Source organism: Maribacter sp. 6B07, assembly GCF_002700155.1.
Lineage (GTDB): Bacteria > Bacteroidota > Bacteroidia > Flavobacteriales > Flavobacteriaceae > Maribacter > Maribacter dokdonensis.
Window position 1 is genome coordinate 659,812 of sequence record NZ_PDUT01000004.1, and the last position, 24,397, is coordinate 684,208.

23 protein-coding genes are annotated in these 24,397 nt (G+C 35.8%); 8 read left to right on the plus strand and 15 right to left on the minus strand.

Annotated features, from left to right (window positions below; genetic code table 11):
* Positions 1 to 97 precede the first annotated feature (97 nt).
* The 3 genes from CSC80_RS17170 to CSC80_RS17180 form a co-directional block, all read right to left on the minus strand.
* Positions 98 to 895 (minus strand): TIGR00266 family protein, encoded by a 798-nt coding sequence (locus tag CSC80_RS17170; protein ID WP_071339720.1) that lies wholly within the window; start codon positions 893 to 895, stop codon positions 98 to 100.
* A gap of 68 nt (positions 896 to 963) precedes the next feature.
* Positions 964 to 1,473, minus strand: coding sequence for a hypothetical protein (locus CSC80_RS17175; RefSeq protein ID WP_143751765.1), 510 nt, complete (start codon positions 1,471 to 1,473; stop codon positions 964 to 966).
* A gap of 5 nt (positions 1,474 to 1,478) precedes the next feature.
* Complete coding sequence (locus tag CSC80_RS17180) at positions 1,479 to 1,940, minus strand: DUF4442 domain-containing protein (protein ID WP_099193187.1); 462 nt, start codon at positions 1,938 to 1,940, stop codon at positions 1,479 to 1,481.
* A gap of 194 nt (positions 1,941 to 2,134) precedes the next feature.
* Between CSC80_RS17180 and CSC80_RS17185 the strand changes: the two genes are divergently transcribed.
* The 7 genes from CSC80_RS17185 (at position 2,135) to CSC80_RS17215 (ending at position 8,512) form a co-directional block, all read left to right on the plus strand.
* Positions 2,135 to 2,617 carry a DUF4870 domain-containing protein gene (locus CSC80_RS17185; protein ID WP_099193188.1) on the plus strand — a complete coding sequence of 161 codons (483 nt, stop codon included), beginning with the start codon at positions 2,135 to 2,137 and terminating at the stop codon, positions 2,615 to 2,617.
* Positions 2,618 to 2,828: 211 nt separating this feature from the next.
* A complete protein-coding gene (locus tag CSC80_RS17190) occupies positions 2,829 to 3,164 on the plus strand; it encodes a PadR family transcriptional regulator (RefSeq protein WP_058105659.1) in 336 nt (111 codons plus the stop codon).
* A gap of 2 nt (positions 3,165 to 3,166) precedes the next feature.
* Positions 3,167 to 4,960, plus strand: coding sequence for a PspC domain-containing protein (locus CSC80_RS17195; protein ID WP_099193189.1), 1,794 nt, complete (start codon positions 3,167 to 3,169; stop codon positions 4,958 to 4,960).
* A gap of 107 nt (positions 4,961 to 5,067) precedes the next feature.
* Positions 5,068 to 5,790 carry a head GIN domain-containing protein gene (locus CSC80_RS17200; RefSeq protein WP_058105601.1) on the plus strand — a complete coding sequence of 241 codons (723 nt, stop codon included), beginning with the start codon at positions 5,068 to 5,070 and terminating at the stop codon, positions 5,788 to 5,790.
* Positions 5,791 to 5,880: 90 nt separating this feature from the next.
* A complete protein-coding gene (locus tag CSC80_RS17205) occupies positions 5,881 to 6,894 on the plus strand; it encodes a dipeptide epimerase (protein ID WP_099193190.1) in 1,014 nt (337 codons plus the stop codon).
* The gene (locus CSC80_RS17210; protein WP_099193191.1) at positions 6,894 to 7,934 is read left to right on the plus strand and encodes a pyridoxal phosphate-dependent aminotransferase family protein; all 1,041 of its coding nucleotides are present in this window, start codon (positions 6,894 to 6,896) and stop codon (positions 7,932 to 7,934) included. The genes CSC80_RS17205 and CSC80_RS17210 overlap by 1 nt, the downstream gene beginning before the upstream one ends.
* A gap of 131 nt (positions 7,935 to 8,065) precedes the next feature.
* Positions 8,066 to 8,512: a hypothetical protein gene (locus tag CSC80_RS17215; protein ID WP_099193192.1), complete on the plus strand. Its 447-nt coding sequence runs from the start codon at positions 8,066 to 8,068 to the stop codon at positions 8,510 to 8,512.
* A 73-nt stretch (positions 8,513 to 8,585) separates the two neighbouring features.
* On the opposite strand, the gene trxB is transcribed toward CSC80_RS17215, so the two are convergent.
* Complete coding sequence (gene trxB / locus CSC80_RS17220) at positions 8,586 to 9,563, minus strand: thioredoxin-disulfide reductase (RefSeq protein ID WP_099193193.1); 978 nt, start codon at positions 9,561 to 9,563, stop codon at positions 8,586 to 8,588.
* Between the two features lie 222 nt (positions 9,564 to 9,785).
* Here trxB and CSC80_RS17225 point away from each other — a divergent pair, with 222 nt between their 5' ends.
* A complete protein-coding gene (locus CSC80_RS17225) occupies positions 9,786 to 10,481 on the plus strand; it encodes a LytTR family DNA-binding domain-containing protein (protein ID WP_099193194.1) in 696 nt (231 codons plus the stop codon).
* 13 nt (positions 10,482 to 10,494) lie between these two features.
* Here CSC80_RS17225 and CSC80_RS17230 read toward each other — a convergent pair whose 3' ends face one another.
* The 11 genes from CSC80_RS17230 to fsa all read right to left on the minus strand — a co-directional run bounded on the left by CSC80_RS17230 (position 10,495) and on the right by fsa (position 24,383).
* Positions 10,495 to 11,628 carry a formylglycine-generating enzyme family protein gene (locus CSC80_RS17230; protein ID WP_099193195.1) on the minus strand — a complete coding sequence of 378 codons (1,134 nt, stop codon included), beginning with the start codon at positions 11,626 to 11,628 and terminating at the stop codon, positions 10,495 to 10,497.
* A gap of 49 nt (positions 11,629 to 11,677) precedes the next feature.
* Positions 11,678 to 14,869: a glycoside hydrolase family 2 TIM barrel-domain containing protein gene (locus tag CSC80_RS17235; protein ID WP_099193196.1), complete on the minus strand. Its 3,192-nt coding sequence runs from the start codon at positions 14,867 to 14,869 to the stop codon at positions 11,678 to 11,680.
* A gap of 224 nt (positions 14,870 to 15,093) precedes the next feature.
* Positions 15,094 to 16,647, minus strand: coding sequence for an arylsulfatase (locus tag CSC80_RS17240; RefSeq protein ID WP_201796647.1), 1,554 nt, complete (start codon positions 16,645 to 16,647; stop codon positions 15,094 to 15,096).
* Between the two features lie 35 nt (positions 16,648 to 16,682).
* Positions 16,683 to 17,816, minus strand: coding sequence for an amidohydrolase (locus tag CSC80_RS17245; RefSeq protein ID WP_099193197.1), 1,134 nt, complete (start codon positions 17,814 to 17,816; stop codon positions 16,683 to 16,685).
* Between the two features lie 110 nt (positions 17,817 to 17,926).
* A complete protein-coding gene (locus tag CSC80_RS17250; RefSeq protein ID WP_099193402.1) occupies positions 17,927 to 18,895 on the minus strand; it encodes an MBL fold metallo-hydrolase in 969 nt (322 codons plus the stop codon).
* A gap of 533 nt (positions 18,896 to 19,428) precedes the next feature.
* Entirely contained in the window at positions 19,429 to 19,920 is a 492-nt protein-coding gene (locus tag CSC80_RS17260; RefSeq protein WP_099193198.1) for a hypothetical protein, read from the minus strand.
* Between the two features lie 272 nt (positions 19,921 to 20,192).
* The gene (locus CSC80_RS17265; RefSeq protein ID WP_180268635.1) at positions 20,193 to 20,768 is read right to left on the minus strand and encodes a GrpB family protein; all 576 of its coding nucleotides are present in this window, start codon (positions 20,766 to 20,768) and stop codon (positions 20,193 to 20,195) included.
* A gap of 251 nt (positions 20,769 to 21,019) precedes the next feature.
* Complete coding sequence (locus CSC80_RS17270) at positions 21,020 to 21,538, minus strand: hypothetical protein (RefSeq protein WP_099193200.1); 519 nt, start codon at positions 21,536 to 21,538, stop codon at positions 21,020 to 21,022.
* 426 nt (positions 21,539 to 21,964) lie between these two features.
* Positions 21,965 to 22,474, minus strand: a complete 510-nt coding sequence (locus tag CSC80_RS17280) for a hypothetical protein (RefSeq protein WP_099193403.1) — start codon at positions 22,472 to 22,474, stop codon at positions 21,965 to 21,967.
* 206 nt (positions 22,475 to 22,680) lie between these two features.
* A complete protein-coding gene (locus CSC80_RS17285) occupies positions 22,681 to 23,601 on the minus strand; it encodes a hypothetical protein (protein WP_099193202.1) in 921 nt (306 codons plus the stop codon).
* A 128-nt stretch (positions 23,602 to 23,729) separates the two neighbouring features.
* Positions 23,730 to 24,383: a fructose-6-phosphate aldolase gene (fsa, locus tag CSC80_RS17290; protein ID WP_058105582.1), complete on the minus strand. Its 654-nt coding sequence runs from the start codon at positions 24,381 to 24,383 to the stop codon at positions 23,730 to 23,732.
* Between the last annotated feature and the right edge of the window lie 14 nt (positions 24,384 to 24,397).

Consider the following 24,397-nt stretch of genomic DNA (forward strand, 5'->3'; position numbering starts at 1 on the left):
AAATATCCTCATAAATTAGTCCATACTCTTTTTCTTAATACTTAGTACTATCTACTTAATACTCTGTTCTTTGTACCTTGTACCCTGTCCATAATTCTTAAAACCTAGTATCTCCACCAACAATATCTCCTAAAGTCCCAAGGATACTACCTTCTCCTTTATCTTTTCCTCCTCTTGGTATAGATGCCAGCACTCTACCAGCTAAACGACTGAAAGGTAAGGACTGAATATAGACTGTGCCGGGTCCGCGAAGGGTTGCGAAGAATAAGCCTTCACCACCAAAAACCGTATTACGAATACCACCAACGAATTCTATATCATAGTCCACATCTTTTGTAAAGCCAACAATACATCCCGTATCTACTTTTAGTACCTCACCAGGACCAAGGGTTTTCTTTGCCAACGTGCCACCTGCATGTATAAAGGACATTCCGTCTCCTTCAAGCTTTTGCATAATAAAACCTTCACCTCCAAAAAGTCCACGACCTAATCTCTTAGAAAATTCAATACCGACAGATACACCCTTTGCAGCGCATAAAAAGGCATCTTTCTGACAAATAAAGCGTCCGCCCATTTCAGAAAGGTCAATTGGCAAAATTTTACCTGGATATGGAGAGGCAAAACTTACCTGTTTTTTACCTTGACCAATATTTAAAAATGCCGTCATAAATAGACTTTCTCCCGTAAGCATACGTTTACCTGCCGAGAAAATTTTACCAAGAACACTATTGTCTTGATTGCTACCATCACCAAAAATGGTATTCATTTTAATATCGGTATCCATCATCATAAAGCTTCCTGCTTCGGCTACTACTGCCTCTTGCGGATCTAACTCTATTTCAACATATTGCATTTCTTCTCCAAAAATCTCGTAATCTATTTCGTGTGCGTTCATTTCTATATTGTTTTTGATTGATGCTAATTAGTTGCTAGCAGAAGTACTTTTGTTACAACTAAACCGAATTATTTTAAAAGAGATTTTAAAAATTCTTCGGACTTTTGCGAACCAACAAGGTACTTTTTACCATTGGTCAATGTTATGGAGACTCCTTCTTTACCCTTAACATTATAAACCGTACCGTACTTTTTAGTTTTTCTGATACCGTACCCTACAAAATCATAATTAACGATCTGTTGTTCTACTACTTCATTTAAATCAATGACTTTACTAAAAAATAATAGATGACGAATTTTTATATCCTTATCTGAAACCACTACTTTAAGTTTTGATAATGCCAAAAATAATATGGTAGCTACATAAACAAGGACGCAGATAAATTGAACAATAGATAACCTACCCGATATCCATGAAATGCTAATATTACCGGAAGCATTAGGAATTTGAGCTGTAAATAAACATATAATAGTTATTACCTTACCTATTACAAATAATAGTATTGGAGCAAGTATGATCAACCACAACCACCATTGGGTAAACTTCTGAGTCTCTTTGAATCTTATTGCTCTTTTCATTGAAACTACTTTTTCTGTTTCAACCTTACCGTCCATTCAAAATCAAAAGTACTTACCACTATCCCGTCTTCATTAACACCAACAGATTTCATCCAAATGGTTTGTCCTTCTCCAGTTGCAATGGTCTTTTCCAAAGCTTCTTTAATTAAGTGTCCGTCCTCACAGGTAAACGTTATTTTACCGGTAGCTTTTTTAGAAAAGTTAGCCTTATTATTAGCGACCAACATAGAAATCTTCTTTCCTGTTGCTTCAATCTGGTCTATCATCATTGCTCCGGTAGATAGTTCCGCAGCCATACCCTGTACTGCCCAAAACATAGAATTAAACGGATTCTGATTGATCCAACGGTGGGTAACGGTCACTACAGACCTACTTTTATCTATTTCTCTTAAACGTACTCCGCACCACCATGCTGCAGGTAGTTTAAAAAATGAAAACATATTGAATTTACTAGCTGTTACCGCCATATTGTCTATTTATTTTGCTAAAAGTAGTATTTATTTAGACCATTCTAAAATGTTAAAATATTGTTAAATATTAGTACTATGCGTTACATAGTACCTTTTTTTAGACATATATTTGCATAGGAAGTTAATAGGTAATCAAAGTAATTGGCTTTTACATAGTATTAAAATCAATCATCATCATCAACGAAGCAATCATGACAGAATCAGTAACAAAACACGAAAGAAACCTCTCTGCACTAATACATGCCAGTACGTTTTCTAAATTCTTTATTCCGTTCGGAAACTTCATCATTCCGCTCGTATTATGGACGGCAAATAAAAAAGAATATGAGTTTGTGGACCACAATGGCAAACAAGCATTGAACTTTCAAATTAGCATATTACTCTACTCTATTCTTGTAGGTATGGTAAGTATTCCGTTTTTCCTAGGTGGATTCTTACCTAATATTTTTGACTTTGACAATTTTGGCTTAGTGAACGTTCATAGCTTCAATAACATCAATTTTCATTTCGACTCAGATGATTTTTTTGGTCCATGGATGATACCCGTTGGGTTACTTGGATTGGCACAATCTGCCCTATTCATCATCAATATAGTATATACCATTCTTGCGACGATCAAGACCAATGAAGGCGAAGTTTTTGAATATCCGTTAAGTTTTAAATTTATAAAATAAGTAAATCAGTCAATATATATCAGGGTATTCATCACACCCGTAGGAGTTTATTTATCAATCAATTAAAACCTGTTTAATCACAGTCAAAACAATCAATCGATCAACATGTTTATTCATCGAACAAAAAACGAACAGTTAACCTATGCAGACGACAGAAACAATGGAGCAATCCCCTCCAAAAGCGGGACTGCATAAAAAGCAAAAAGACATTATGAACGTAGAAAATACAAAAGCGCAAATGCGAAAAGGGGTTTTGGAGTACTGCATCCTGTCCATCTTGAATGGGGAAGACAAGTATGCTTCAGAAATCTTAAAAACGCTAAAAGATGCTAAAATGCTAGTAGTGGAAGGAACTATTTACCCACTACTGACCAGGTTAAAAAATGCAGGTCTTCTGAACTATCGCTGGGAAGAATCTACATCTGGACCACCAAGAAAATATTATACACTTACCGAAACCGGCAAACTTTTCCTTAAGGAACTGGATACTACCTGGGACGAATTAAGAAAAGCAACCAACCTAGTAACCAACTCAAAAAACAGCTAATCATGAACAAAACAGTAAATATAAATTTAGCGAACATGCTCTTTCATATAGATGAAGAGGCATACAATATAATGCGTAGGTATTTAGAATCGGTAAAACGATCTTTTGCCAATACACCTGGTAGCGATGAGATCATTGCTGATATAGAAGCAAGAATTGCCGAGCTTTTTCATGATAAACTTGAAAACGAAAGACAAGTCATTACCAAAAAAGAGGTAGATGAAGTTATTGCCATTATGGGACAACCAGAAGATTATATGGTTGATGAGGATATCTTTGAAGACGAGCCAAGGGCAAAAACCGCTTCATCTCAGAACAAGGTGAAAAAACTTTATAGAGACACCGAGAAAAAATATGTTGCCGGGGTTTCTGCCGGTTTAGCACACTATTTCAACATTGACCCATTATGGATCCGTCTACTTTGGATCTTTTTGACCATTTTCACATGGGGCGGCTTTATCTTTATTTACGGCTTACTTTGGATTCTTATACCTGAAGCTAAAACTACGGCCCAAAAATTGGACATGAGCGGGGAAACTGTCAATATCAGCAATATTGAACGTAAAGTTAAAGAGGGTTTTGATGACGTTGCGGATCGTGTAAAAAGTGTTGACTATGAAAAAGTAGGCAATACCGTCAAAAAAGGAGGAAAAACAATCTTTGACACATTTGGAGATATTGTTATGTTTCTATTTAAGATCTTTGGCAAATTCATTGGTATACTATTAGTAATTATTGGTGCAACCACCTTAATTGGTCTATTTGTGGGTATGTTCACTGTGGGTATACTAGACATAATTCATGTACCGGGCATTGACTTTTACAATGTGGTCAACTCTACCAACATGCCAATTTGGGTAGTTTCATTACTAGCATTTTTTGCCATTGGAATTCCGTTCTTTTTCTTAATGTATTTAGGGTTGAAAATTTTAGTGAACAACTTAAAATCTATTGGAACGGTTGCCAAGTTTGCGCTATTAGGCTTATGGTTGATTTCAATTATACTACTGATCATTTTTGGTATAAGAGAAGCAGCTTCACATGCATATACCGGTAGCACTTCTATTGAAGATGAGATTACGAACGTAATACCTACAGATACTTTGAACATTAGATTAGTATCTACTGACGAGTACGATTATGAAAAGGATATGCATATGGGAGATACCTTTATCTCTTACGATGAGGCCGGTAATAAAATATTGGTTTCAGATGATGTAAGGTTTAGAATTCGTAAATCCAAAGATTCGTTAGTTAGGGTTCAGATCAGAAAAGAAGCTGACGGTCCTTCCAATAGAGAAGCAAAGGATATAGCAAGTCAAATACTATACGAATATGAGGTAAGCGGAAATACCATCTCATTGAATGATTATTTGACCACGCAAGGTCCTAAGTTTAAAGACCAAGAAGTTCGTGTGAGTATATTTTTGCCCGTAGGTACCATCTTAACTTATGAACAAACCAATTCCAGAAGCTGGATTACCACGGCAAATACGGATAGGGATACAGACGGCTTAGAGGGATACTTATGGAAAATGAACAATAACGGAGAACTGGAATGTCTTGATTGCCCTGAGTATATTGAAATGAACGATGACGAAGACCACAATGGCTCTAACCGTATAAATATCAACGAGAACGGCATTGACATCAACATTAACGATAACGGCGAAAAAGGCAAGATCATCATTAACGAAAATGGCATTAACATTGACGTAAACGATAATGGAGAATCGTTTAAAATGAAGTTAGACGAAAATGGCGTTAAAATAGATGCCAACGATAGTATCAATTAATTACGGTTCATATACCTAAATCTACAATTCAGTAACATATAGTGGTAGAAAAGGTAACAAACGATCATTTTTACATCATCAAATAACAATCATAAAAACAAACAATCATGACAACATTAGTAAGAATAACAGTAGCTTTTGTTTTAGCCCTTTTACTTTCATCTTGTGGCTTTGACATCAATTTTGGAACTGGAGAAGCCGGCAACGGGGTAGTAGTAGAAGAAACTAGGGAAATAACCGAAGAATTCACCGAAGTTTCTGCCTCAGAAGGTCTAGAAGTTTTTATTTCACAAGGAAGCGATTTTGACATTGCTGTAGAAGCAGATGAAAATATCATAGACCTCATAGGTACAGATATCAAAAACGGTAAATTAAAAATTCACTGTGTAGAGAACATTGGTCGTGCCACCAAAAAGATATTCGTAACTATGCCCAACGTCACAGGACTATATGCTTCAAGTGGTGCACACTTAACTACCGAAAATAAAATTAAATCGGACAAGTTGGAGATAGATGCAAGTAGCGGTGCCATATTAAATGCCATGGTACAAGCTAACAATATGGATATAGACGCTAGCAGCGGTGCAAATATTTCACTTGAGGGCAATGCTAATGAAGTATATGTAGATGCCAGTAGCGGATCTAATGTTAGGGCAAATGATTTAGCAACCTCAAACGCTAATGCCGATGCCAGTAGTGGTGCCAATATTAGCATTGATGTAAAAGACAATTTAACTGCTGAAGCCTCTAGCGGTGGCAATATTTCTTATAAAGGAGACCCAACGGTTCAGAAGAATAAATCGGTTTCCGGCAGTGTTCACAAGTACTAAAAAATTCATCAATCAATTCAACATGGGAACCCACTGAAATATCAGTGGGTTTTCGTTTTTTAGTCCTATCCTTATCTGTATATTAGTACTATGCAAGTACATCTAAAAAAATACATTTTACCCTTAAGGCACACCTTTAGCATATCACGGGAATCTCATGATTTTCAAGATACTTTAATAGCTTCCTTATCCTTGAACGGTAAAACCGGTTATGGTGAAGCCACTGCTAACCCATATTATAAAATTACGGTTCTGAGCATGACCAATGAAATTAATGCAATAGCCTCAGAGATTGAAAATTTCAATTTTACCACACCTGAACTTTTTCACTCGTTTTTGGTAGGTAAAGGCTTATCTAATTTTGCCATTTGTGCACTTGATCTGGCAGCTCATGATCTGTATGGAAAATTACAGGGAAAACCATTATATAAGTTATGGGGTACGGATAATAATCATTACCCTACCACAAATTATACTATTGGTATAGCTCCTATTGATGTAATGCTCGCCAAAATGCAAGAAGTGCCATGGCCTATCTATAAAATTAAATTGGGTACTAGTGATGATGTTGCCATTGTTCGTGAGTTACGTGAACATACAAATGCCATTTTTAGAATTGATGCCAATTGTGCGTGGACGGCAGAGGAAACCATACATAATGCTCCTTTATTAAAAGATTTAGGTGTAGAATTTTTAGAACAACCTTTAAAAGCGGACGACTGGTCTGGCATGGAAGAGGTTATGCACCACAGTGTGCTACCGCTAATTGCAGATGAAAGTTGCATTGTAGAAAACGACGTTGAAAAATGTGCTCTGCATTTTAATGGTATAAATATTAAATTGACCAAATGTGGAGGCCTAACCCCTGCCCTACGTATGATCAGCAAAGCAAAAGAATTGGGTATTAAGGTAATGGTAGGCTGCATGACAGAATCTACCGTTGGTATTTCTGCAATAGCCCAACTAATTCCGCAATTGGATTATGTAGATATGGATGGCGCCATGTTGTTAAAAAGTGATATTGCCACTGGTGTTCAAATAACAGATGATGGAAAAGTAATTTTTCCAAACTTAGCCGGTAGCGGTGTTCAACTTATAGATTGATGCTTACTATTAATGAATTTCCAGGAAGGACGATAACCAAAGATGGTAAAGAACACCTCTATTTTGGAGGCACTTCTTATTTAGGACTTCAAACCAATGAAGAGTTTCAATCACTGTTCATTAATAACATCAAAAAATACGGCACATCCTATAGTGCTTCACGAAAGTCTAATATTAAGATATCAATTTTCAATGAGATTGAAAGCTATCTTAGAGAGCTAACAGGCAGCGAGGCTTGTGTTACCATGTCTTCCGGTTATTTGGCCGGGCAATTGGTATGTGACTATTTCAGTAATATCAACTACAGTTTGTATTATGCACCAAACACCCACTCGGCACTCTTTAGAAATCAACAAAAAGTATTTAAAAACTGGCAAGAACTTGAAGGGGCTATTCATAATAACACTGGCAAAACACCAGTCCTTTTTTTGGATAGTATTGATTTTCATGGCGACAATTTCCCTAACTACAACTTTCTTAAAAAACTACCGCTGAAAGATATCATTCTAGTAGTAGATGATTCTCATGGTATAGGAATTACAGGAGAGCAAGGTGGCGGAAGCTATCGTTTTTTACAAATGTTACAGCCAAAGGAACTATTAGTTTCTTGCTCTTTAGGTAAAGGTTTTGGCATACAAGCAGGCGCCATTTTTGGGAGTAACAAAACAATAGAAAATTTAAAAAACACCTCATTTTATGGAGGTGCCAGCCCTGCCACTCCAGCATCATTAGCTACTATAAAAGATGCCAATATATTAATATCGAACAAAAGGAAACAACTGGATCAACACATCCATTTGTTTCTAAAAACTATCGTTGACCCTTCGCTATTTGTATATGCAAAAGGGCACCCTACCTTTAATTTTCAAAATGAATTGCTCGCCCAATATTTACAAGAAAACAACATCATAGTTACAAATTTCAGGTATCCCACAGAAAACGATTCTTTAATGAGCCGTATAGTTTTAAGTGCTTCCCATAACCAAAAAGACATTATAAGTCTTTGCAATATTCTTAACACTTTCCCTACACAATCGTAGTATTTACTACAATTACTTAATTTTCAATATATTATTCATAATTATTTGATATTATTTTTATCAAATTCTGAAAATTATTCGTATCTTTTTAATACACATTCAACTCTTTTATTAACTAACACGCTACCACTATGAAAAAATTATTAGGATTGGTATTGTTGATGCTGGTATTGGTCTCAGCCGCTTCAACAAATTCCATAAACGACAACTACATGCATACCATACAAGGTACATGGGAACTTGAAAGTTTTTATAATTACGATGGTCAACAAGTAATTGACACCGTGCCTACGGCTGACGGTTATAGACAGGTTAAAATGTACTATAATGGTAAAATTATGTGGACAAGATATGTTCCTGTGGACAAAATAGGAAGATTCGGCTATGGCACTTATAAAATTACCGATGACAGATTAATGGAAACATTGGAATATGGCGACAATGAAATGATTGAAGCCATGGATACCATGCGTATTTTTACTTTTGAACTACAACTAACCGATGATAGGTTCAGCCAAATAAGCCTTGATGAAGAAGGCAACAGAACATTTTCTGAAAACTACGTTAGGATAGACTAAACACATATAGCAAACATTAAAAGAGCCCGTTCACATGAACGGGCTCTTATTAATATATTATATTGAATAGTTCTTAATATTTATCGGCTATTGCTTCTTCAACAGAACCAATAGAGGCTAAATAGCGTTCAGCATCTAGCGCTGCCATACAACCGGTTCCTGCAGCTGTAACAGCTTGTCTATATTCCTTATCTTGAGCATCGCCACTAGCGAATACCCCTGGTAAATTGGTCATCGTAGACTTACCTTTGGTAATTAGGTAACCCGTTTCATCCATATCCAATTGACCTTTAAAGATATCTGTATTAGGTTTATGCCCAATAGCAATGAAAAGACCGGTAATTGCAATTTCTTCCTTTTCACCAGTCTGATTATTCACCATACGTAAACCTTCTACAACTTGCTCACCCAAAACCTCATCAACCTCAGTATTGTAACGTACCTCAATATTCTTGATACTGTTTACCCTATGTTGCATAGCTTTTGATGCTCTCATTTCATCTCTACGCACCAACATGGTTACCTTGTTACAGATGTTTGCCAAATAAGAAGCCTCCTCTGCCGCAGTATCCCCTGCACCAACAATTGCAACGTCCTGTCCCTTATAGAAGAAACCGTCACAAACGGCACATGCGGATACTCCACCACCACGTAAGCGTTGCTCACTTGGCAAGTTTAAATATTTAGCGGAAGCCCCTGTTGAAATTATAACAGTTTCAGCTTCAATTTCCTTATCATTATCTGCGACAACCTTATGAATACCGCCTTTTTCTTTTGAAAACTCTACAGAAGTAATCATACCAATTCTAACCTCTGTACCAAAGCGTTCTGCTTGTTGTTGCAATTGTACCATCATAGTAGGACCGTCTATACCTTCTGGATATCCTGGAAAATTATCAACTTCAGTCGTGGTGGTCAATTGACCTCCAGGTTCCATTCCTGTGTACATAACAGGCTTTAAATCTGCACGTGCAGCATATATTGCTGCTGTATAACCTGCAGGTCCAGACCCTATAATCAATGTTTTTACACGTTCTATTTTATCAGACATAATATCAAGTGGTTCTATTAATTTATCTATAACAAAAGTAGGTTTTTGAGCTAGAAACTTACAATATAGTTATCAAAAGTTTTTATACGATTATTAGTAATGAAGATAACTATTCACTAATTTTCCGCTGTTTTTCTAAGTTTAAATTAATATTAATTAATGGAAAAATGAACCTTCCCCCCACTCTTAACGTAAGTATCGTAGAACTTTTATGATTATTGAATGAAGACCTTTAACTGTGCTATTATAGAGGATTCCATTACCCAAAGGAAGCTTCTAGAACAAATTATTGCAAAAAGTAAGCATTTAAAATTAATACACGCTGCCAGCGCCAATGCGGAAACTTTAAAGGAAATAAATAAGTCAAAAATTGATTTATTATTTCTTGATATTGAAATGCCGGACATGAACGGTTTTGAGTTTTTATCTGGACTGACCATACAGCCCCAGGTAATTATTACCAGCCATGATCAAAAGTATGCGCTTGAAGCGTTTGATTTCAATGTAACCGATTTTCTATTAAAACCCTATAGCACCGATCGGTTTGAGGCTGCCATTACCAAGGCCATAGATAAGGTGAAATCTGCTAAAAAGAAACAGCCGGAAAGCAAATTGGTCGTAAAGCACAACCTTAAGCAAGTTGAACTTAACGTGCACGCAATTTTATACGTTGAGGCACTGGGCGATTATGTAAAGGTGGTAACCGAAGAGCGTAATTATGTTATCTTATCTACAATGAGCGCTTTTAACGATAGACTAGAGGCAGATAAGTTCATAAGAATTCACAAATCTTATATCGTTAACCTAAAAATGGTTGAACGCTATAACCATGAATTCATAGAAATTCAAAACAAGAAAATACCTATTAGCCGTGCAAAAATTGTTGAACTTGATCAACTGTTAAACTGCATAGATTAAAAACTGTATTTTTCTATTCTTTCAGCATTTCAGCAGTTGCAACCGTTCTAAAACCTGTATGCTCTAATGAGGAATCCATACTGGACCCCATTCTTGCAGATACACGGTAACTTGCGCAATACGATGCACTACACAAAAATGACCCTCCTTTGATCACTCTTTCTTTTGCAAGCGGGTTATTTGGTATGTACGGACTTTCAGCACCTTTGGGGTTCACCAAAACCGTATTTTTAGATTTGACTTCTTTGTAATAATCGGTATTATACCAATCACTGGTCCATTCCCACACATTACCTGCCATATCATATAATCCCAATGCATTTGGCGGATATGATTTTACGGGAGCCCTAAGTTCAAAACCATCTGCCATGGTATTTTCAACAGGAAATTCTCCTTCCCACGTATTCGCTTTTTCCGCCAGAACGGATACATCATCGCCCCAATTATAAATGGTACCATATGAGCCCGCTCTTGATGCCAGCTCCCATTCCGCCTCTGTAGGCAAGCGCCTATTTGCCCATTCGCAATAAGCCAATGCATCTTCGTATGAAACCTGTACTACCGGGTAATCATCTTTTCCCTTTATGGAACTCTTTGGCCCGTTAGGGTGTTTCCAATCTGCGCCAATGGTCCAATTCCACCACTGGGAAAAATCATAAAGATTAGGTACTGAAGATTTTGCTTTTTTAAAAGTCAATGAACCAGGCTGCAATATGGAATCGTGCGGTTTTTCTGTGCCTGCCGGTACTTGCTTTTTCAATTCTTCCCAATCAATTCCCCTTTCTGCGACCGTTACATAGCCTGTTGCTTTTACAAATGCAGAAAATTGTGCATTGGTCACTTCGGTAACGTCCATAAAAAAGCCATCCACCATTACATCGATTGCCGGCTTTTCATGATCCATTGCTATTTTATCATTGTTAACAGCACCTTGTTTAAAAACAGCGCCCGGCACCCAAACCATACCTTCAGGAGCAGTTACTCCTTCCGGTTTTTCATTCAATACCGTATGATCTATTACCGGTGTAGGCTTTTCAATCTCGGTTTTTTCTTCTTGCAGTATTCTGTCTTTCTTGGGTTCCGACTTACAATTGACCATCAACACACCAAAAACGATCAAGGCTACATAATGCATGCTTTTCTTCATGGTCTAAATATACTTTCTACTATTTAAAATTCTGATCAATAATAAGATTTTAACGTATTGGACTTATTACATAATCAAAAGAAAGGTTTTCCGGTTTGATCTGATATGCTTCTAACGGCAGGTTTCCCCAGCTGTTATCACCACCTACACCCATTTGACTTTGATCAATATTTATATTGATCAAATCTCTTGTAGGGATATCAAACGTATGCTGCTGCCTTTTTTCCATTCCTTCATCAAAATCTGAATTCAATTGATGGTGCGCACTAAACGAGAATAGATCTGGTGCTGTAATTTTAATACCCTTCCCGTCCTTGTTCTCAAAGGACAAAGTTCTAATATCCGTTCTGTTTCCATTCTCTTGCGGACGAATATATTCATAATACAGATCAGATACCTTTGCATTATATACGCCCACCAGAGCAGATGTTTTACGATCTTGGTAGTTTTCATGTTTTCCCCTACCATACCATGCTACCTGATCGTAACTGTTATCAATAATCAGGTTATTACCAAATCTTGGCAGAATGGGCAAATCGCCCTTAATACCTGTCAATTGTGTGCTCACCAAAATTTCACCTTTCGCATTAATAGTGTAGGTTACCTGTACCTCTCCATTTACCGATGGTAGACCGTATGTTGCATTTAACTTAAAATCATTTCTAATCTTAAACGGATTAGCGGTTAACTTTACAGCATCAATAATTTTCTTGCCTTCATTGGAATTCACTTCTAAACGCAATAGATTTTGAGTATCGGTAGCATCTTTCCAAGGCTTTAATAATTTAGGCATATTGTAGCCATAATCATTATCGTTAGGTGCGCGCCAGAAATTAACGGCAGGTCCCTTTTGCAGCAAATTTCCCTGTCCGTAATCTATGGATGACAATGTTCCGTTCTTACTATTAAAACCTATTTTGAATCCGTCACCTGTAACGGTAATGATATCTTCTTTCTTGGTCAGTTTTAATCCGTCAATATTCTCTTTAAAAACAGATGGTTTAAAATCTGTCAATTGAAACTGTTCGTAAGCCAATAGATAGTGCTCAGGAATTAATGCACTTTCTTGCTTTGTGGTCATATACACATTCAAATGATACTCAGAAGTGGCATTTGCTAATTCTGGCAATTCTATTTGCACCTCTTTAGTTTGATTCGGAGCAATATCAACATCGGCAATTTTTCCTTTACCTACTTCCACCCCATTCTCCAACAATCTCCATGAAAAATTATATTCGGACAGGTTTGTAAAATCATACATATTCTTTAAACTGATTTTTCCCGCTTTTGGATTCTCCGATGTAAACTTTACATATTGATAAACTTTTTTCACTTCATATAAAGCCGGATGTGCAGAACGGTCAGGATTAACCAAACCGTTCAAGCAGAAGTTGTTATCGTTCTGTAATTCCGCACCGCCCAAATCGCCCCCAAAGGCATAAAACGCTTCACCATTCTCATTGGTAGCCTTTAGACCTTGATCTACCCAATCCCAAATAAAGCCACCTTGTAAAACATCATATTTCTCGATAACATCCCAATAATCTTGTAAATTACCGACGCTGTTGCCCATGGCATGCGCATACTCGCACTGAATCAATGGTCTTTTGGGGTCGTTCTCCGCATAGGCTATAGTTTCAGGTATTCTTGCATACATAGGTGCCTGTATATCGGTATTAGAGAAATTTGTAGCTCCTTCGTACTGTACAGGTCTTGTTGTATCATGTGCCTTTAACCAATCATACGTATCAAAAAGGTTTTGACCGTTACCGGCTTCGTTTCCTAAAGACCAGGTTACTATAGAAGTATAATTTTTATCGCGTTCAAACATTCTTATCGTTCTATCTAAATGCATTTCCCTCCACTCAGGTCTATATGCAGGGTGAATGGCAATTGCGGCCTCATCACCATCCAAACCTTGATTGGTTGCTCCCATACCATGAATTTCAATATTGGCTTCATCAACTACATAAAAACCATATTTATCTGCCATTCTATAGAAAAATTCGTTTTTAGGATAATGACTACAGCGAATAGCATTGATATTGTTTTGCTTCATCACCTCCATATCTTTCAACGTAACCTCTTCACTGATCACATGCCCGGTTACTTCATCATGATCATGAAGGTTTACGCCTTTGATCAATACGGGCATACCGTTCACCAAAAATTGATTGTTCTTGATCTCAATTTTTCTAAATCCGATTTTTGAACTGATGGTTTCGGTAACATTGCCTTTTCTGTCCTTTAATGTAAAAAGTAGTTTATAAAGATTAGGTTTTTCAGCATTCCATGTTTTTACATTAGGAATTTCTTGAGCAAATTGTACCGTAGTAATTCCTTCAACGACATCTAAACTTTGGTTTACTTTAAAGACTTCTTGTGCTCCATCAAATAATGTAATTTCTACTTGGGTACCTTTTTGTTTCTTACCGGTATTTGCCAATTCTAGGTCTAAACGGAATTTACCGTTCGTATAGGTCTCATCTAAATCTGCCACCACCGTGTAGTCTTTGATAGTAGCTTTATTGGTTGTATACAAATAAACATCCCTATCTATACCGCTTAACCTCCAAAAATCCTGATCTTCTAAATAACTGGCATCAGACCAGCGTAACACCTGTACGGAAAGGTCATTTCTGCCTTCTTTTAAATACTTGTTGATATGAAATTCTGCCGGAGTTTTACTGCCTTCACTATACCCTACCATTTGCCCGTTCAAGTATACGTACATGGCACCGCTGACGGCTCCAAAATGCAGGTACACTTCTTTATCTTCCCAGTTTTTAGGAGTTACAAAATGACGCTTATAACTACCAACGGAATTAATATCGTGAGGTATAAATGGCGGATTCTTTGGAAACGGATATACCACATTCGTATATATGGGCGTACCGTAACCTTCCAGTTCCCAATTAGACGGAACCTTTATCTTGTTCCACCCAGAGGTATCATAATCCGGTTTATAAAACGATATAGGTCTTTCCGGTACACTTGCCGCGTAATTAAAACTCCATTCTCCATTTAAAGACTGATAGTTTAAAGAATTCTCCCAACTTTCATTGGCCAAAGCTGATTTCACGTCCTCATAGCGATAAAGCGATGCCGTAGGCTCTTCTCTGTTGATCTGAAATATTTCAGGATTCTCCCATTTCGGATTTTCCCATGTTGGAGCTTGTGCATTTAAAAATGCAGTGAATAAAAAGATGCCGAGTACGCAAATTTTAATACCGTTTTTCATGTTTTAGTTGTTCAAGTGTGTTAGTTTCAATATTTGCAAAATCACTCATATAATAAAGATTTCGCATTTATACCGATTTCAATCAATGAAATTCACATTTTAATACACACATAATTATGTACTACATTAAATTCCATCCTTGCAAAATACAACTAAACTTGTGGATTTAAAAATGCATATAAATTGATGTTTTATTTTATGGTAAGATTTCCGAAGACAGTTTTCTATTCGCTTAACAATCCGTTTTCTAAAAGAGGTATTTGAAAACGTTCGGTTTTGGGCTTTGTGTGTTCCCTTTTAAATATTTCAGCTGCCCTCTTTAAAATATCAGGATGCTCACTGGCAACATTATTGGTTTCGGTAGGGTCGTCATTTAAATTATACAATTCTAATGTAGGGTCTTTATCATCCTTCAAATGCTGACGTACCACCTTCCATTCACCCATTCTTATGGCAATTTGCCCACCATACTCCGGGAATTCCCAGTACATAAATTCATGCTCAGCTTGTGACTTTTCTCCCAAAAAGGTGGGCATAAAACTAATGCCATCCGTATCTATTGGTGTTTCATAATCAATAATATCTGCAAATGTTGCCAGCATATCATAATGGGCAGATGCATGATCGCTCGTAGTACCAGGCTTGATTTTACCAGGCCAAGTAAAAAATGTTGGCACACGTATACCGCCTTCATAGACAAACCCTTTGCCTTTCCCATATTCCCCGTCAAAAGGTTTGGCGCTTTCAAAAAATGTTGGATCTGCACCACCAGCGTAGCTTGGACCGTTATCCGAAGTGAAAACGATCAAAGTGTTTTCATATATACCCTCGTCTTTTAATTGTTGTACCAATTTACCCACATTCTCGTCAAAATAAGACACCATAGCCGCATAGGCAGCATGTGGATTTTGATGTGAAAAGTACCCATTACCGTTACCGGATAAATAAGGCTCCTCTGCGCCGTACTTTTCTTTGTAATAATCTACCCAACGCTGTGGTGCTTGTAACGCCACATGGGGTATTGGCGTAGCCCAATACAGGAAAAACGGATTTTCCTTATGCTCATTTACAAAGGCTGTAAGCTCTTTAAACATTAAGTCTGGAGCATAATCGGTAAGCGTATAGTCTTTATAACTTTCTGGGTTCTTTGGGTCTAATCCTTTTGGAAAAGGTGTACTTGGCGCAATAGTATCGTTCGTCAAATGCACACGGTTTCTGTTTTTGTACAAATGCAGCGGATAATAGGTATGCGCCTGTCGCTGACAATTGAATCCGTAGAAAAAATCAAAACCCATTTCATTAGGGATGGAATGCGTATGTGGAGCCCCCAAGCCCCACTTTCCAATTAACGCGGTTCTATACCCCTCATCTTGCAAATAATTGGCAATGGTTTTAGTACCCTTTGGTACCGGTCGTTGACCTTCTAAAGTTGAGTCCTTAGCCATTGCCCTATAGTTCCAAACATCACCACGATCGTTCCACTCATCATTACCACGTATAAATGCCTTACCCGCATGTTTACCTGTAAGAAACATATACCTTGCCGGGGCACATACCGGGGCACTTGAATAATGCTGTGTAAAAATCATGCCTTGTTTTGCCAAGGCATCTATATTAGGGGTTTCAATTTTTTCTTGACCAAAGGCGCCAATTTCAGCATAGCCCAAATCATCTGCCAAAATATAAATAATGTTAGGTTTTTGTTCTGTGGGCGCTCCTGTTTTACTTTCTTCTTTACACGATATAAGAAGCATAGCCATTATAAATACATATTTCATGATGGATCGTTTGGCGTTGGTAGTTTTAAAGATACCTATTTATCCAAAACCTCTGCTATCATCCCTTTGAACATTTGTATGCCGGTTGCTATTAATTCATCTGGAAAATCATAATTGGCATGGTGCAATGCTGGATGCTCCTCACCTGCCCCTAAACCGAAAATAGCGCTTTTATATTGTTGGGAATACCATCCAAAATCTTCTCCGAATTTCAAGGAATTTACATGCTGGTTTACATAAAGGTTTTCTTGCTTCGCTACTTTTTTAATCAAAGAAACACAAATGTCATCATTATTGGATGCCGGAAAATATTCAAACCAATCTATAGTATATTGAAGCGAATAGGATTGCGCAATGGCATTCACCGCCTTTTTAATTTTATCTTCTAACTGGGTCATATTTTCACCACTCCATGTACGTATGGTGTAATGGATTTCAGCATCTTCTGCCGATATGCCATAGTTTTTCTCCCCTAAATTCATATAAATGGGCGTACACAAGGCAAAGTTTTCTTTATGAGCATTTGGCTCTGAAAAGTGGGCAATACTTTTAATCAACTCTGAAACTGCCAATGCGGGATTCACCCCATTTTCAGGCTCTGAAGCATGGGCTTTTTTTCCTTTAAGCCGAATACACATACTTTGTACGGTAGCCGTAAAATAACCCGACCTTACCGTTATTGAATGTTTTTTACTACCTGGTAAATTATGTAAGGCAAATACATAGTCTATTGTTAAGTTTTTGAACCTACTATCTTCAATGACGTTTGCCGCGCCTTTACCGGTTTCCTCTGCAGGCTGAAACAACAGCACTACTTTACCCCGTTTAAAGGTTGCCTCTTTCAACCATGGCGCCAAACCGGCAACAATGGTCATATGACCGTCATGACCACATTTGTGCGAAACTCCACTATTTTTAGAACGGTAATTAAATGTATTTTCCTCAACTATAGGTAAAGCATCTAACTCGCACCTAATTACAACCGTAGGTCCACTTTCTGCAAATTGATAAACAACCCCAACCCCTGTACCTCCTACACCTTCAATGATTTGGGTAGGATTAAAACTTTTTACAAACTCAACAATACGATTTGCCGTTTCATGTTCCTTACCTGAAAGCTCAGGATTTTCATGTAGTTGTTTTCTAAGAAGAACCAAAGTATCGATCATAGTTTAAAATTACTTATAAACTAAAATTTACAGAAACTAACTTACTTTAAAAGGTGTATTAGTTATTAAAAATTTCTTCTAAATGAAAATATCAAAATCATCATTTACTACTACAACTTAAAAACATCATTAAGTCTTCCAATTTTAAAACCTTGTTCAAGCACAAATTTACTTTCTTCGCTTTCCGGATTTAATAACGGATTGGTATGGTTAAAATGAATGAAAACAATCTTGCTTTTTTCTGCCTCTGTCAACCCTTTAAACTTCTCTAAACTTTCAATGACAAAAGGATGTGGAATTTCGCCAATATCCCTATTATTAATTTCTTTTCCACTGTAAAATGTGGCGTCTAAAAATGCATAATCTACTTTTTGTATTTCCTCAATAATATTCTTGTCCCACTTATCCCATTTATCAATATCCGGAATAAACAGTGCACTTTTATTTGGACCCTTAATATGATAACCCACCGTTTCTGAATACTCATCTCTATGTGGTACCACTATGGGAGTTACACTTATTTTATCAGATAGTTGTATAGCAACCTGTTCAACCATTTTATGCAGTTGCACATTTTTTCTTTTTACAAGCTGATCCCAAGGTCCATTGTTCAAAAGGAAATCTTCCATTTTAGGCATGACATAGACCGGAGTTTCACGGGCATCCATTGCTTCCTTACCTAAATACATTAAACCTGTGTAATGACCAATATGTGCGTGGGTCAAGAAAATTCCGTTTACTACCTCATTAGGACCATTTGCATTATCTTTCGTTAGCATTTTCATTTGTTGGGCAATGTCCGGGCTAGCTTCAAACATGTAAGACTTATGATGTTCAGCGTCTACCAAGCCTAATGACACCACCCTTCTCTGAGAATCTGGATGTTCAAACAAATCAGCGCAGCATTCTTTTTTACAAGCAATTTGGGGCGACCCGGCATCTTGAACATTGCCAAGAACCACAATAGCGGTTTCTTCTATAGCATTGGCTTTCACCTGTTGCACGGTCTGTTTTGGTGTTGATTTATCTGCGCAGGAAATAAATAGTAATACCGCTAAAATTAAAATATGCTTTTTCATTTTATTTTTCATTCTATACCAAAATCATACTTGGTTTAAATAGTAGACTATTTATTTTATATGAATAATGCTATCAATCTCCAATCCAAGTGTTTTCAAAAATACTGCAGAAGGTTCCTAACAGTCTGATTTAAATTATTTTTTTACTAAGCTAAATTTAAATCTTTGATTGTAAATCTAGGTTATTATAGTACCCATTTTAAATTGTTACAAATGGATAGAAGAAGAATTAAAAAAAGTCCAAATTTCCAGTTAAACCTGAAAACTTTACTCCAAAAGGGTTTTAATTCATTCTTCATTTTTTTTTAAAATTTTCAACATTTTCTATCGTCTTTTCTAAACCGCCAGTAATGGTCCAGGATAATATATATGTTTCTAAAACATAAGGATAAGATACTAACACTGAACATAAGTGACCAATTAGTATTAGCTAAGTTGGTTACTTTACGCTCATATAGAAAAGCCAACAGCTTTCAAATAAAGTCTAAAAAACCATGTAAAATTTGAATTCCGACGTATAATACAAGGCTGTGTTATTCACGATTTAACCTATTTACTTTTGGTTGAATAATCCAAATGCCAATGATATAGAACCAAAGCAGAAAAAACTCTCCAGCGAAATCGCCAAAAGTTACAACTCTTTGAAGCTCTGCGGTTCTTATTGTTTTAGCCACGAAATATATGGTATGGAAAATACAGAACATTGAAAATAAATGAAGTGGCAGAATAATAACTAAGAACCAAGTACTATTTGAAAAACCATAAGTAAACATCCCAGAAAAAAGACCGCCTATAAGCATCATAAAAACAATAGTATAGACCAACGGAATTATGAAAAAGGCTTTAAACCTCTTAACCTTCATTTCAATTTCGACAGGTATGTTTTTTTGAAGTCCAATTGCTATTGACCAAAACCAACCAAAAAACACTAGACTAAACAATATTAGTACATAAGGTAAAAAATTAAAATGAAAATAACGCTCATTAAGCACTTGGGTAACACCTTCTTCTCCAACTACTTCCATTGGTTGTGTACGGCTTCCGAAAATTTCAAATATGAAGTACAATTGATATATTATAGGGAGACCTAACATAACAATGAAGAGTTGCCAATGTTTGAGCCTTAAGAAGAATTGTATCATTTATAAGTTTAGTTTATGGACTTTACAGTTATTTTTCTTTATTAAGTAAGTAGTTAAACTAGGTTTACTTTAAGTTTGGAGTATACTTCATTGATACGGAATGGATTTTATTTTAGTTCAACCTGCCTTCGTAGAGTTTATTGATCGTTGCACACTTAGTTGTTCCCTATCAACTCTAATGTTTCTTTAATAAAATCGGTTTTTCCCAATACATAAGAACCTCTATCATTTTTAAATTTAGAGGCTAGCTCAAGTTTCAGATTTTCGTACTCTTTCGCTCGTTTTTTATTGGTATTCAGATAGTCTCGAAAATCTATTTGTTTCCACATCACATTCTCTTTTGGGCACATATGAATATGGAAAATTTGTTCCTTTTTGCCGTCCAGATTATATCCTTTTCCAAATGATGAATATTCCTCTATATCTTCTCTTGCTGGCACTTTAAAATGAGCGTAGCCCAACTGCGTAAATTCTTCAATCAAATTTTCATCAAACAAATATGCTTTAGGTATTTCAATCATTATATCAATATATGGTTTGGATTTTATCGAAGGAATTGATGAACTCCCAAAATGCTCCATACGTAAAATCTTTTCATTACCAACCTTATCTAAAATCCGTTTTTTCTCGTTTTCAAAAATGTTTTTCCATTCAGGATTATGGTCCACCAATGCTATCGGAAAAAGTGTATTCCAATCCTCTTTAGTTAAATCATTTAATGTCTTTTTCATTAATTCTTTAGTTCTTAGATTTTGTATTGCGGATAATTTATGAATTATAGTAGGTATTTTTGTATTTATCTTCCGTCTACGCACAAAGCTAAAGCTCATTGTTTAATTGCCCTTTTCTTTTTCCAAAACTAAATTTGAGTATTTCGTTCTCGCGTAATTTTCAATGTAGCTACTTTGTAAAAATACACAGACCATACGGTTTTGCCCTAGAGCCCTATATTTTTTTATGCATTGTTGTGCTTTCGTTTTTTTTAAAAGCAAGATGTAGAAGAAAGAATATTAGTAGTATGGTCAACAGTAAAATTGAATTCTTTATTATCTCTCCCTCTTATGTATAAGACATAGTACCAATTTCCAGATTTAGTTAATTTATAATGTCCATTTATTTCCCCATGGTAAATCTCATCGTAATAATCAATAATTGTCGGTTGGGTTCCGCCTTCAATGTATTCATTTCTAACAAATTTCAATGGTATAGATTCTGATTGTCCATGGTATTTGATTTCCATAGCCTTATTTGAATTGTTAAAGCGAATCCAAATTTTCTGAGATTTATTATTATCGTTTGTGTAACAAATATAATTTGAAATAGATGAGTTGGTGTCTTCAATTTCATTAATCACCTTTATATCAATTTTATTTGCATCATTTTTTGATTCACTATTGTGTTGTAGCGTATCAGGGTTTATTTCCTTTTGTTTCTTATTTGATTTTTGTCCGCAAGAAACTATGGACAAAACTAAAAAAAACAGTATAAAACCTTTTTTCATATTGTTATTTTAATGAAGTACAACGGTTTTGTGTATGGCTCGTTGCGTGCAAATTAGCTATTATTTTTCGGTTGAGCCACAAGCCAGATTTTTAAATTTTACTATTTATCTTTTTTTATTGGAAATCGTCAAATTTAAAAATTTGGCGACTTTCCAAATACGCCTTAACTTGGGCTTAAGCAACTGACCAGCAATGAGTTATACACGTTGTTCTACACCGTTTTTATTCTATGAGCTTATATTTTCTCGCTATCAAATCCGCTAATAACAATAGTGAGATTGGCATTATTCCCCATAAGAAAATATAAAAGCTTATGTACATTATCTCTGCTTTCCAAAAGCATAGAAGTAAGGTAATGCCAAATACCACTAACAATAAATACAGCAATTTTCTTGAGTATTTTCTAATCTCTACAAATGATTTCTTCATTCACTATCCTTAATTGCTTTTTTCGCTCTTTCAAAAATCGGCTCGTAATCAAAATTTGAGCAATTTCCCTCGCTCATAATTCTTTTACCAATTCTTTTGACTTCACTCTTGTCATTTTCCCAATCAAATACATAAATCTCAGCTCTAAATACTTCGTTCAGTTCATCGTAAACAACTCCTTGATTTGTTAGTCTAAAATTTTCTTCTGTTTCGATTATTTTAATTGGCTTTCCATTCTGGAAATAAATCGTAGTTGATATTCGACCGTATGAAAGTCCGATTTCTTCATAAACTTTAACAATTTGATTTCCCTTACGCCAAACATTTAAAATTCCGCCACCGTCAGTTGCAATTCCGGTTAATTCAACCCAATCAAATTCCGATTCGCTTAGAGTTGAGTCCGATTCTATTGATTGGACAAATTTCTCAATCCGCTCAGTTTCGTTTTCCTGAGCAAATGATAAAAATCCAATTAGGGTCAATATGAATACGAATGTTTTTTTCAAATGGTGTAGAACGGCTCGGCTATGGTTAGTACGGGAATTAAAATTACTGATTTTCCGATTAAGCACTTAGCCAAAACTTTTTATTTTGTTTTATCTTTTTTTCTTTATAAAGCCAAATCAAAAAGATTTGGCGGACTTCGTAAACATCCCTAAACTTTAGGTTAAGCACCAAAACCCGTATTAATTATAGCCATTGTTGTGCTTAGTTATTCTATTTTCACACCTAAATCAACTAGAATTTCATTTCGCGTTTTTTCGATTAATTCCTCATCAACTTTATAATATTCCTCTGGATTCGAAACTCCTGTCGATAGACTCATATTCATAATCTCTTTATTTGAATAGATAAATGATGGTGTTTTTAAAATACACATTCTTAAAGCCATTATTTCAGATACTGCATACAGATGAAGAGGGAATTTATCATTTACTTTTTCCTCCAATAATAGTTTTTCTCTAAAACTCGAAAGTAGGTCTTCGTTGAGATAGTTTTTTGTCAAAAATCCGTCTCCAATTAATAGTATGAATATTAATTTTTTGATTTTAATCATTATCATTTGAGGATAAACAAACGTTCTTAAATCAAAGAAGTCTTTTTCAGATTTAAAAACATAGAGGCTTGATGGCAAACAAAACCCAACACCATCTTTGTAGGCACTTTGAATCATTCTAAAGTTATCAGTATCAATTATCTTTTGAGCTACTTTTTTGTGCTCACTATCATCAACTTTAAGGTAATCATTATAAAATAGCCCATAATAAATTTTAGATAGCCAAGTAGAAACAAGTGCAGTAATAGATTCATCTGGACCGTAAATAATAGATATACCAGATTCCTCAGCTTTTAAATCGTTAAATAATTGTTCAGGTTCTTCTAGTAGTTTTATTATTCTATCTTCATATTCACTTCCGAAACCACTATTGCAAGAGCTATGTGCTGGTACTTTTATTCGACTATATTGAAATACTCCTTTTCCTGTTACAGTTTCTTCTTTAATCCCTAATTTTCCTAATAAGCTATTTGGAATTATATGTTCTTGAGTTTTTTTTCCAGAAATAGATTCAGAGCAGAAGAAACAGGTGTTCCTCATATCTTCATTTATGGTATTGTTTGTCGGTTTGGTCATAATTAAGCACAACAATTGTATATGTACACAATTGCACATATATCTTTTATATCACAACTAATATAAAACAAAAAAACCATCACTTTTCAGTGATGGTTTTTAATATCAATTAGATAAGGTCTTACAACTTAGTTACCTTTTTTGTAATCTGCCAAGAACTTCTCTAGACCACTATCTGTCAATGGGTGCTTTAAAAGTCCTGTAATTGCACCTAAGCCACCGGTCATAACATCGGCACCGATCTTAGCACAGTCAATAATATGCATTACGTGACGTACAGATGCTGCTAAAATTTCAGTTTCAAAACCGTAGTTATCATAGATCAAACGAATATCCGCTATTAAGCCTAAACCATCTGTTGAGATATCATCTAAACGACCAATGAACGGAGATACATAAGTTGCTCCTGCTTTTGCAGCCAATAAAGCTTGACCTGAAGAGAATACCAACGTACAGTTAGTTCTGTATCCTTTATCAGAGAAATACTTTATCGCTTTTACACCTTCTTTGATCATAGGTACCTTAATTACGATCTGTGGGCTAATTTTAACCAACTTCTCCCCTTCTTCAACCATTCCGTCAAAATCGGTAGAAATTACCTCAGCACTAACATCACCGTCTACCAAGTCACATATTTTCTTGTAATGTGCCAAAATATTATCGGCACCTGTAATGCCTTCTTTAGCCATTAAAGATGGGTTTGTGGTTACACCATCTAAAATACCCATATCCTGAGCTTCTTTGATCTCGTCTAAATTTGCTGTATCTATAAAAAATTTCATCTGTTACTAATTTT